We start from the raw sequence: 10536 nt of genomic DNA on the forward strand, positions 1-10536 counted from the left end.
CCCGGCACCGTCCCCTCGTACGAGGCCTTCGCCGCCTCCGAGGGCACCACCCCCGACGACGCCTACCTCCTCCCCCAGTACGCGACCACCCTGGCGGCCCGCGGCCGGGCCATGCCCTGGCCGCCGCAGCGGTCGGCCCCCTGCTGGTGCGGCTCGGGCCGCCCGTACGGGGAGTGCCACGGCGCCTGACCGACGACCGGCCGGGGCAGCAGCCCTGCCCCGGCCGGTCGTCGGTCAGGCGCCGTGGCACTCCCCGTACGGGCGGCCCGAGCCGCACCAGCAGGGGGCCGACCGCTGCGGCGGCCAGGGCATGGCCCGGCCGCGGGCCGCCAGGGTGGTCGCGTACTGGGGGAGGAGGTAGGCGTCGTCGGGGGTGGTGCCCTCGGAGGCGGCGAAGGCCTCGTACGAGGGGACGGTGCCGGGGACGATGCCCAGGTTGGGGGTGCCCGAGGAGGCCAGTTCGCGCAGGGCCGTCTCTATCGTGGCCAGGTGCTCCTCGTGCGACGGGTACTCGATGGCGAGGGAGGGGTACGCCTCCAGGAGCTCGGTCAGTTCGTCCGCCGGCCAGTGGAGGACCGCCACCGGGAAGGGGCGGGACAGGGCCATCCGGTACGCGCCCACTTCCGCTCGCAGACGGGAGATCTCCGCCTCCAGCTCCGCCGGGTTCTCCGAGCCCAGTGACCAGACGCGCTTCGGGTCGTGGAGTTCGTCCAGGGTGATCGGCAGGCTGTGGACGGTGTCCGCCAGGGCGTCCCACTCGTCGTGCGCCGCGCCCAGCATCCTGCGCACGCGGTGGCGGCCGAAGAGGAGCGGGTGGGCGGCGGCCGGGGGCTCCGGCACGTCGGTGAGCAGCAGGCGCACCGCCTCCGTGAACATCTCGTGCGCCTGCTCCAGCTCGTCGTGGGCCTCCAGGGACTCCGCGACGACCACCCAGGAGGCCGGATCGCGCGGGGCCGCGGCGCGGATGCCGTCGATGATGGCGCGGGCCTCCGCCTCGTGGCCGTACTCCCAGAGGTTCGAGGCCTTCAGGGCGCGGACCAGGTGCGGGCTCTCCAGCTCCGTGTCGGAGGCCAGCAGCCGGTCGTAGAGGGCGGCCGCGGCGGGGCGGTCGCCGGAGAGTTCGAGATGGGCGGCGGCCCGGAGCAGCAGGGCTTCGGCGTCCTCGGGATAGAGACCGGCGGTCCGCTCCAGGCGTGCCGCTTCGGCGGTGTGGTCGACGTTTTCGGCGGGCGTGTCGGGGCGCATGGGGGACACCGTACTGCCGACCGGTGACAGGTGAGGAGACGGTGCCGGTGTGCCGGAGCCGGTGCCCGTGCCCGTCGAGGAGGCCGGCGGGAGGTCGGCGGGGAGGGGGCGTTCGGGCCCTCGTTTCCGTCGCCGGTACCGCTATTCTTGATCATTTTGAAAGGGTTCAATTCCCTGAGTCCGGCTGAATCGGGCCGCTCGCGTCGCTTCCATCGTTTACCCGACGGGTGTGACGAAAATCCGCGCACGCTTATTGACGGTGCCTCGCGTTCCCTTTACGTTCGCATGAATCGATTCAGCTTCGATTGCCACGCGCTACGACTCACGCGCTACGACTCACGCTCTATGACTCACCCTCTACGACTCCCCTCTCTCCGATGGAGCCGCTGTGATCAGTAGAAGGAACATTCTCGCGAGCGCCGCGGCCACGGTGGGCGCCGTGGCCGCAGGAGCGGTGCCGGCCGCGGGGGCGGTGCCGGCGGGGGCCGCGCCCTCCGCCGCGCGCAAGGGAGGGAGCGCCTTACGGGTGGCCTCTCCGACCGTCGAGTACGTGCGCCATCCCCTGGGCCTGGACGTGGCCCGACCGCGTCTGAGCTGGCCGTTGACCGCGACCGCACCGGGGCAACGGCAGAGCGCCTACCAGGTGCGCATCGCGTCGAGCACCGCCCGCCTGTCCCGCCCGGACGTGTGGGACAGCGGCAAGGTCGCCTCGGCCGAGTCCGTTCTCGTCTCCTACGACGGGCCCCGGCTCGAGCCGCGTACGCGGTACCACTGGTCGGTGCGCGTCTGGGACGCCGACGGAGCCGTCTCGCCGTGGAGCGAACCGTCCTGGTGGGAGACCGGTCTGATGGACGAGGCCGAGTGGTCCGCGCGGTGGATATCCGCTCCCGCCTCCCTCACGGAACCCCCTTCCCTGGAAGGAAGTTCGTGGATCTGGTTCCCCGAGGGCGAACCGGCGCAGAGCGTTCCGGCGGACACCCGGTGGTTCCGTCTGACCGTCGACCTCCCCGACGCCATTACCTCGGCCACGCTGGTGCTCAGCGCGGACGACGCCTACGTCGCCTCCGTCAACGGCACCGAAGTGGCGAGCACCGCCCTGGACACGGACGACTCGAGATGGCGCCGCCCGGACGTCATCGACGTTCTCGCGCACATACGCTCCGGCACGAACGTCCTGGCCGTCTCCGCGACCAACCGCACGGTCGGCCCCGCCGGCCTCATCGGCGTGCTCGCCCTGACCACGGCCTCCGGCGAGCGCAGGATCGTCACCGACGGCGCGTGGAAGTCCACCGACCGGGAGCCGGCCGACGACTGGCGCGAGCAGGACTTCGACGACACCGGGTGGCGGGCCGCCAGGGTGGCCGCCGCCTGGGGCGCCGGGCCGTGGGGCAAGGTCGTGCCGGTGCTGTTCGCCGCCCACCAGCTCCGCCACGAGTTCAGACTGCCGCGCAAGAAGGTCAGCCGCGCCCGTCTGTACGCCACGGCCCTCGGTGTGTACGAACCCCACCTCAACGGCAAGCGGGTGGGCAACGATCAACTGGCGCCCGGCTGGACCGACTACAACAAGCGCGTGCAGTACCAGACCTACGACGTCACCGACGCGCTCCGCCCGGGAGCCAACGCCCTCGGCGCCCACCTCGCCCATGGCTGGTACGCGGGCAACATCTGCTGGTTCGGACCGCACCAGTACGGGGAACACCCGGGGTTGCTGGCGCAGTTGGAGGTCGAGTACGCCGACGGGACGAGCGAGCGCATCACCACCGGGCCCGACTGGCGTGCCGCCCAGGGCCCGATCGTCTCCGCCGACCTGCTGGCGGGCGAGACCTACGACGCCCGCAAGGAGACGGCCGGGTGGACCTCGCCCGGATTCGACGACGGAGCCTGGTCACCGGTACGCGGCACCGGCGCCGCCGCCCCGCCGCGGATCGTCGCGCAGGTGGACGGCCCCGTACGCATCGAGAAGGAACTCCGCACCCAGAAGGTCACCGAACCCAAGCCGGGCGTCTTCATCTTCGACCTCGGCCAGAACATGGTCGGCTCGGTACGGCTGCGCGTGTCGGGCAAGGCGGGCACCGCGGTGCGGCTGCGGCACGGCGAGGTCCTCAACCCCGACGGCACCCTCTACACCGCCAACCTGCGGTCGGCCGCCGCGACGGACACCTACATCCTGAAGGGGACCGGCAAGGAGGTCTACGAACCGCGCTTCACCTTCCACGGCTTCCGCTACGTCGAGGTGACCGGATTCCCCGGCACACCGCCGGCGTCGGCCGTGACCGGACGGGTCATGCACACCTCCGCACCCTTCACGCTCACCTTCGAGACCGACGTACCGATGATCGACCAGCTGCACCGCAACATCACCTGGGGGCAGCGCGGCAACTTCCTCTCCGTCCCGACGGACACACCGGCCCGTGACGAACGACTGGGATGGACCGGCGACATCAACGTCTTCGCGCCCACGGCCACCTACACGATGGAGTCCGCCCGCTTCCTCACCAAGTGGCTCGTCGACCTCCGCGACGCACAGACGTCCGACGGCGCGTTCACGGACGTGGCCCCGCAGGCCGGCGACATCGGCAAGGGCGTCGCGGGCTGGGGAGACGCGGGGGTCACGGTCCCGTGGGCCCTGTACCAGACGTATGGCGACCGGCAGGTCCTCGAGGACGCCTGGCCGTCCGTTCGGGCCTGGCTGCGCTACCTGGAGAAGAACAGCACCGGCCTGCTGCGCCCGGCCGCGGGATACGGCGACTGGCTGAACGTGTCCGACGAGACGCCCAAGGACGTCATCGCCACCGCCTACTTCGCGCACAGCGCCGACCTGGCGGCACGGATCGCGAAGGAGCTGGGGGAGGATCCCGCACCCTACTCCGACCTCCACGCACGCGTACGCACGGCGTTCGAGAAGGCGTACGTGACGGCCGACGGCAGGGTGAAGGGAGACACCCAGACCGCCTACGTCCTCGCCCTGTCCATGAACCTGGTCCCGGACGCCCTGCGCAAGGCCGCGGCCGACCGCCTCGTCGCCCTGATCGAAGCGCGGGACTGGCACCTGTCGACCGGATTCCTCGGCACCCCGCGCCTGCTGCCCGTCCTCACCGACACCGGCCACACCGAGGTCGCCTACCGCCTGCTGCTCCAGCGCACCTTCCCGAGCTGGGGTTTCCAGATGGACAAGGGCGCCACCACCATGTGGGAGCGCTGGGACTCCCTCCAGCCGGACGGCGAGTTCCAGTCCCCGGGCATGAACTCCTTCAACCACTACGCCTACGGCTCCGTGGGGGAGTGGATGTACGCCAACATCGCCGGCATCGCCCCGGGCCGGGCGGGCTACCGGCAGATCGTCATCCGCCCGCGTCCGGGCGGCGAGGTCACCTCCGCCCGGGCGACCTTCACCTCCCTCTACGGCCCGGTGTCCACCGCGTGGGAGCAGCGGTCCGGCCGATTCCGGCTGTCGTGCGGCGTGCCGGCGAACACCACCGCCGAGGTGTGGATCCCGACGGACAACCCCGACCGCGTCAAGCACACCCACGGAACCTTCGTGCGTGCGGAGAACGGCTTCGCCGTCTTCGAGGTGGGATCGGGAAGCCACCGGTTCACCGTGTGACAGCGGTGCGATTCGCCCTCGCGGTCCGCCCTTCCGGTCCCGACAGGAGGTTGCCGGCCATGGTCATGCCGGTGCCGGTGCCGGTGCCGGTGCCGGTGCCGGTCTCCGAATTCCAGAGGATATTGCGGCCGTTGGTCACGACGTCCGTGTACAGCAGGTCGCGACGGCCGCCCGAACCCTGGTAGCCGTGCACGTTGACCTGGCTGACCAGGGCCCGGGTCGAGGAGCCGAAGGAGTTCCAGGTCGTCCGCGCGAGGTCGTAGCTCGTCTCGTCCGGGCCTTCAGGGCGCGGACCAAGTGCCGGGCTCTCCAGCTCCGCGTCGGAGGCCAGCAGCCGGTCGTAGAGGGCGGTCGCCGGAGAGTTCGAGGTGGGCGGCGGCCCGGAGCAGCAGGGCTTCGGTGTTCTCGGGGTAGAGGCCGGCGGTCCGCTCCAGGCGTGCGGCTTCGGCGGGGTGGTCGACGTTTTCGGCGGGCGTGTCGGGGCGTATGTGGGGACACCGTACTGCCGACGGTCGGCGAAGGTGAGACGGTCCCGGGCCGGAGGGCCCCGGGTCAGCGAGGAGAGGCCCCGGCGTCGTCCGGGAACGGCACGCTCTTCCCAGGTGGGGAAAGTCCGTCCGGCCTCTACGCTTCGGGGCCGGATCGCGGGAGGATCAGTGGTGACCACGCGGGTGACCGAGGGGGCGGGGCATGCGCAGAGTGCTGACCATCGGGTGTCTGGTCCTGCTGGTCGCCCCCATCGTGCTGATTGCCTTCCTCTGGTACTCGTTCTGGCATGCAGGACAGGAGAACGACCGGCGCCGGCAGACCGCGTCTGACTCGCTCCTCCGCCAGGCCCGTGACGCGGCCGACCGGACCACGGACGCGCTGACCGCGAGCCGCGACACCGACACCGACGCGCTGCTGGACATGATCTGGAAGTACACCGAGAGCCCCGTCATCACGTACGACGAGGACCGGCGCGTGTTCACCGCCGTCGCCAGCCGGTCGGCCAAGTACGACCCGGCGGAGCCCGTACTGTTCGGCGACCGGGGGGAGGTCAAGCACTGCTTCGGCTACACCTACGCACACCGTCCCGGTCCGGCATGGACCTCGGAGGTCACCGAACGGGACCGCGAGGCCTGCGGGGGGAGCGACATGATCGGTGGCCGGCTGGGGTCCGCACGGATGGAGATGGAGCGTCTGGACGCGGGGCGGCTCACGCGCCCCGGTCTGCAGGACGTTCTCGATCTCGGCCGTCTCCCGAGAGAGGAGAGCCGCTCCGAGGTGCGCGGCGTCGTGCGGAAGGGGCGGACGGCCGTCGCCCTCGTCCTCTTCCGGGAGCGGTACTGGTCTCCTGACGAGGGGTCGGCAGTGGCCGAACAGTGCTATCGCCTCACCCGGTTCCTCGACGGCGACAGCCTCGACGGTGGCGTCGGAAGATCGGTCACCGCCACCCCGGTGGCCGCCGCTTGCTGAGCCGTCGTACGCGGGCACCCGCCTCGCTCCGCCCTCCCGGTGCCGAACCCGGCCCCCACGGCGATCGTCCCGCCCGGGGAACCACCGCCCGGTCCCGGGCGTTGAGAGGATGCCGGGTTGCCGTGCGGGGGAGGGAGGGCGAGTGGACAGCGATCGGACGAATCCGCGTTCCGCCGTCCTCGCCGTGTTCCTCCCGCTGCTTCAGGCCGTCCTGCTCATGCTGCCGGTCACCGGCGGCCTCTCCGGCACCGTCGCGCTCGCCGCGACCACCGTGGCCGCCGCCACGCTCACCGTGTGCGCCGTCGTCCTCGCGCGCAGCGCGCCCGTCGTGCCGCCCACCCTGGTGCGTACGGCCCTCCGCGACCGCGACCGGCGTACCGCCTTCCTGCCGCAGCGCGACCCCGACGCCAGGGGCCGCACCCGGCCCAGAGCTCCCGGACACGCCCTCCCGGCGACCGTCGCGTAGGGCACCCGTTCTCACCTTCGTCCACCACGCCCTGCGTGGGTCGTCATGCCGTCATTCCTCTTTCCCGTCCCGGTACGCCCGGGGCCTCCGGCACGACGAGACCCTCGGAGGGCTCACCCATGTCCGTCTTCGCCAGCCTGGTCGAGCAACTGGCCGACCTGCTCCAGCCGTTGTTCGGCCTCTCCGCGGCAGCCGCCGCGATCGTCCTGTTCACCGCGCTCGTACGCCTCCTCGTCCACCCCCTGTCCCGGGCCGCAGCGCGCGGACAGAAGGCGAGGGCCCGACTCCAGCCGAGGATCACCGAGTTGCGGCGCCGGTACGGCCGCGATCCCGAGAAGCTTCAGCGGGCCCTCCTCGACCTGCACACCAGGGAGAAGGTGTCGCCGCTGGCCGGAATCCTGCCCAGCCTCTTCCAACTGCCCGCCTTCTTGCTCCTGTTCTACCTGTTCTCGAACACCACGATCGGCGGGCGGCCCAACGAGCTGCTCGGCCATGAGCTGTTCACCGCTCCGCTGGGCGGCCGTTGGGCCGACGCGCTGGGGGACGGGGGACCGCTCGGCGGGGCGGGGCTCGTGTACGCCGGGCTGTTCGCGGTCGTCGTGGCGGTCGCCGCCTTCAGCTACCGGCTGACCAAGCGGTCGATGGCGGCGAACGCGGCCTTGACCGGTGCGGGTGCGGGTGGCCGTGGCGGTGGTGGCAGTGGCAGTGGCAGTGGAAGTCGCGGAAGTGCCGCAGAACCCGTCGCGGTGCCCGGGATGGGCGCCGTGGCCAAGGTGATGCCGTTCCTGTCGTTCTTCACGCTCGTCACCGTGGCCGTGGTGCCGCTGGCCGCCGCGCTGTACGTGGTCACCAGCATGGCGTGGGGCGTGGTGGAGCGGGCGGTACTCCACCGGTGACGGCGCCCCCGCCCTCCCGCTCGCGGGAGCGACGCCCCGGGTCTGCTCCGGCCGGGCCCAGTACATGAACGCGGGGTGCGTGCGGTGACCTCACCGCACGCACCCCGCGTTCCCGTGGGGACGGGTCAGACGGTGCCGGCGTCCAGGAAGCGGGTCAGTGCTTCCACCACCATCCGGTGGTCCTCGAGCTGGGGAAGGCCGGAGACCGTCACCGCGCCGATCACGCCCGCGCCCTCGACGGCGATCGGGAACGAACCGCCGTGGGCCGCGTAGGTGTCGGGGTCGAGGCGGGAGGACTCCTCGAACGTCGTGCCCTTGGCGCGGTGCCGGGCACCCACCAGGTACGACGCGGAACCGTACCGTTCGACGACCCGGCGCTTGCGGGCGATCCAGGCGTCGTTGTCGGGGGCCGAACCGGGCAGCGCCGCGTGGAAGAGCTGCTGGCCGGCCCGGTGGATGTCGATGGCGACGGGGGCCTGTCGCTCCCGGGCCATCTCCACCAGCAGGGAACCCAGCGCCCAGGCGTCCTCGTGGGTGAACCGGCGGAACACCAGACGGCGTTCCTGCGCCTCCAGCTCTTCGACGGTGGGGGTGGATGCGGGCTGCGTCACAGCGTCACCGTCACCTTCTCGTCGGCGGAACGGCGGGCCGCCTCCAGCACGTCCAGGGCGGCGGCGGCCTCCTGCGCGGTCACCGGGTTGGGACCGCCCTCCAGGAGGGCCTTCGCCACGGCCGTGTAGTACGCGGGGTAGTCGCCGGGCAGGGTCGGCTCGGCACGTCCGCCACCGGTCATCGGGGACTCCCCGGCACCGACGCGGCCCCACAGCTTCTCGGGCTCGGTGCCCCAGTCGGCGCCCGAGCCGGTGCCGGGACGCAGGCCGTCGCGCAGAGCGGCCTCCTGGGGGTCGAGGCCGTGCTTGACGTACCCCGCCTCGGAGCCCAGGACGCGGAAACGCGGGCCGAGCAGGGCCGTGGTCGCGGAGACGTAGAGGTGGGAGCGGACGCCGTTCGCGTGCGTGAGCGCGATGAAGGTGTCGTCGTCCGTCCGCGCACCCTCGCGGCGGACGACCGCCTCGGCGTACACGGAGGTCACCGGGCCGAAGAGGACGAGCGCCTGGTCGACGACATGGCTGCCGAGGTCGTAGAGCAGCCCCCCGATCTCCGCGGGGTCGCCGGACTCCCGCCAGCCGCCCTTGAGCTCCGGCCGCCAGCGCTCGAAGCGTGACTCGAACCGGTACACGTCACCGAGCGTGCCCTCGGACACCAGCTTGCGCAGGGTGAGGAAGTCGTTGTCCCAGCGGCGGTTCTGGAAGACGGAGAGGAGCAGGCCGCGCTCCTCGGCGAGCGCCGCCAGCTCACGGGCCTCGGCCGCCGTACCGGCGAGGGGCTTGTCGACGACGACCGGCAGGCCGGCCTTCAGGGCGGCGGTGGCGAGCGGGACGTGCGTCCTGTTCGGCGACGCGATCACGATCAGGTCCAGCTCACCGGCACGCTCGAAGAGCTCGTCCGGAGTGGCCGCGATACGGACGTCCGGGAACTCGGCGCGGGCCTGCTGCTGCCGCTCGGGGTTCGAGGTGACCACCGTGTCGAGGGCGAGGCCCTCGGCCGCGGTGATCAGCGGGGCGTGGAACACGGAGCCCGCGAGGCCGTAGCCGACGAGGCCGACGCGAAGAGGAGTACCAGTCATGCTCCTACTTTGGCAACGCTGTTGCCAAAGTGCAAGCACGGGAGAGAATGGGCGGGTGAACAGGACGAACGGCGGACCGGCCGGCAGGGGCGCGACGGTCGGCACGGGTACAGCGGACAGGACGGGCACGACGGGCACGATGGGCCCGGCGGGCAGGACCGGCACCACGGCCGGGGTCAACCTGCTCGGCCTGCGCAGCCACAACACCGCGCTCGTGCTCGACCTGCTGCGGACCGCGGGAGCAGAGGGCATCAGCCGGCTCGAACTCGCCGAGCGGACCGGGCTCACCCCGCAGGCGGTCAGCAAGATCACCGCCCGGCTGCGGGCGGACGGCCTCGCGGCGGACGCGGGACGCCGGGCGTCCACCGGAGGCAAGCCCCGGACGGTCCTGCGCCTGGTGCCGGAAGCCGGGCACGCGGTGGGCGTGCACCTGGACCGGGACGAACTACGGGCCGTCCTGGTCGACCTCGACGGGACGGTCGTGGGGGAGCGGAACACCCCCCTGGACCTGGGCGCGGGCGCGGACGCGGTACTGACCCGGGTGGCAGGAGTCGTCGAGGAGCTGTGGGGAGAACGGGACGAGATACCGCGAGAGGCGCCGGCGGAGCCGGTGGCATCGGCGGCGCCAGGAGAACCGGGAGAACCGGGAGAACCAGGAGGGCCGGAAGCGCGGGGGGACGAGGCAGCCGTACGCGGACGCCGCCGTCTCTCCCTGCTCGGCGCCGGGATCGCGCTGCCCGGACCACTGGACCACGCCCGGGGCGTGCTGCACCGGGTGACCGGGTTCCCCGAGTGGGACGGGTTTCCGCTGAGGGACGCGCTGTCGCAGCGGCTGGGGGTGCCGGTCGTCGTCGACAAGGACACCAACGCGGCGGCGCTGGGCCTGGCCGTGGGCGGCGAGGGCGGCTCCTTCGCCTATCTGCACCTCGGCACGGGACTCGGGGCGGGGCTGGTGATCGGCGGCAGCGTGCACCGGGGGCCGCGGACCGGGGCGGGGGAGTTCGGCCACCAGGTTCTCCAACTGGACGGGCCGCGCTGCGGCTGCGGCGACCGGGGCTGCATCGAGGCCCTGTGCCTGGGAGCGGTGGCCAGGGGCGACACCGACGAGGCGGCCCGGGTGCTGGGCACCGGCGCGGCGAACCTGGTCGGCCTGCTGGACATCGACCGCGTCCTGCTCGGC

The 10536-nt window shown here is 72.3% G+C and carries 9 protein-coding genes and 2 pseudogenes; 6 read left to right on the plus strand and 5 right to left on the minus strand.

Annotated elements, in window-relative coordinates:
- On the plus strand, positions 1 to 189 hold a 189-nt coding region (locus AOK11_RS32960; protein WP_167353865.1), incomplete at its 5' end, for an SEC-C domain-containing protein.
- A gap of 45 nt (positions 190 to 234) precedes the next feature.
- On the opposite strand, the gene AOK11_RS32965 is transcribed toward AOK11_RS32960, so the two are convergent.
- Entirely contained in the window at positions 235 to 1245 is a 1011-nt protein-coding gene (locus AOK11_RS32965) for an SEC-C domain-containing protein (protein WP_055597343.1), read from the minus strand.
- Between the two features lie 388 nt (positions 1246 to 1633).
- Between AOK11_RS32965 and AOK11_RS32970 the strand changes: the two genes are divergently transcribed.
- On the plus strand, positions 1634 to 4849 hold the full coding sequence (locus tag AOK11_RS32970) for an alpha-L-rhamnosidase (RefSeq protein WP_055597344.1): 3216 nt from the start codon (positions 1634 to 1636) through the stop codon (positions 4847 to 4849).
- Positions 4850 to 4895: 46 nt separating this feature from the next.
- Here the strand turns inward: AOK11_RS32970 and AOK11_RS41020 are convergent.
- Positions 4896 to 5129: pseudogene (locus AOK11_RS41020) on the minus strand (beta-1,6-galactanase); the annotation flags it as partial.
- Positions 5126 to 5337 (minus strand): annotated as a pseudogene (locus AOK11_RS41025) (hypothetical protein); the annotation flags it as partial. The pseudogenes AOK11_RS41020 and AOK11_RS41025, both read right to left, overlap by 4 nt.
- Positions 5338 to 5539: 202 nt before the next feature.
- Here AOK11_RS41025 and AOK11_RS32980 point away from each other — a divergent pair.
- From AOK11_RS32980 to AOK11_RS32990, 3 genes are all read left to right on the plus strand, one after another.
- Positions 5540 to 6307: a hypothetical protein gene (locus AOK11_RS32980; RefSeq protein WP_055597346.1), complete on the plus strand. Its 768-nt coding sequence runs from the start codon at positions 5540 to 5542 to the stop codon at positions 6305 to 6307.
- A gap of 109 nt (positions 6308 to 6416) precedes the next feature.
- On the plus strand, positions 6417 to 6773 hold the full coding sequence (locus AOK11_RS32985; RefSeq protein ID WP_055597347.1) for a DUF6412 domain-containing protein: 357 nt from the start codon (positions 6417 to 6419) through the stop codon (positions 6771 to 6773).
- Between the two features lie 119 nt (positions 6774 to 6892).
- Positions 6893 to 7669 carry a YidC/Oxa1 family membrane protein insertase gene (locus tag AOK11_RS32990; protein WP_055597348.1) on the plus strand — a complete coding sequence of 259 codons (777 nt, stop codon included), beginning with the start codon at positions 6893 to 6895 and terminating at the stop codon, positions 7667 to 7669.
- A gap of 125 nt (positions 7670 to 7794) precedes the next feature.
- On the opposite strand, the gene AOK11_RS32995 is transcribed toward AOK11_RS32990, so the two are convergent.
- Both AOK11_RS32995 and AOK11_RS33000 read right to left on the minus strand, forming a co-directional pair.
- Complete coding sequence (locus tag AOK11_RS32995; protein ID WP_055597349.1) at positions 7795 to 8280, minus strand: heme-degrading domain-containing protein; 486 nt, start codon at positions 8278 to 8280, stop codon at positions 7795 to 7797.
- Positions 8277 to 9356, minus strand: a complete 1080-nt coding sequence (locus tag AOK11_RS33000) for a Gfo/Idh/MocA family oxidoreductase (protein WP_055597350.1) — start codon at positions 9354 to 9356, stop codon at positions 8277 to 8279. Before AOK11_RS33000 ends, AOK11_RS32995 begins: the two co-directional genes overlap by 4 nt.
- A gap of 139 nt (positions 9357 to 9495) precedes the next feature.
- On the opposite strand from AOK11_RS33000, the gene AOK11_RS33005 reads away from it, so the two are divergent.
- Positions 9496 to 10536 (plus strand): ROK family transcriptional regulator (locus AOK11_RS33005; protein WP_055597351.1); only part of this gene is annotated, 1041 nt, incomplete at its 3' end.

This window comes from Streptomyces hirsutus, from assembly GCF_001418415.1.
GTDB lineage: Bacteria > Actinomycetota > Actinomycetes > Streptomycetales > Streptomycetaceae > Streptomyces > Streptomyces hirsutus.

What these genes read in the sequence shown, in the direction of transcription:
- AOK11_RS33000 (WP_055597350.1), bottom strand. Translation starts at nt 9,356, where the DNA reads ATGACTGGTACTCCTCTTCGCGTCGGCCTCGTCGGCTACGGCCTCGCG.
- AOK11_RS32990 (WP_055597348.1), top strand. Translation starts at nt 6,893, where the DNA reads ATGTCCGTCTTCGCCAGCCTGGTCGAGCAACTGGCCGACCTGCTCCAG.
- AOK11_RS32965 (WP_055597343.1), bottom strand. Translation starts at nt 1,245, where the DNA reads ATGCGCCCCGACACGCCCGCCGAAAACGTCGACCACACCGCCGAAGCG.
- AOK11_RS32980 (WP_055597346.1), top strand. Translation starts at nt 5,540, where the DNA reads ATGCGCAGAGTGCTGACCATCGGGTGTCTGGTCCTGCTGGTCGCCCCC.
- AOK11_RS32985 (WP_055597347.1), top strand. Translation starts at nt 6,417, where the DNA reads ATGCCGGGTTGCCGTGCGGGGGAGGGAGGGCGAGTGGACAGCGATCGG.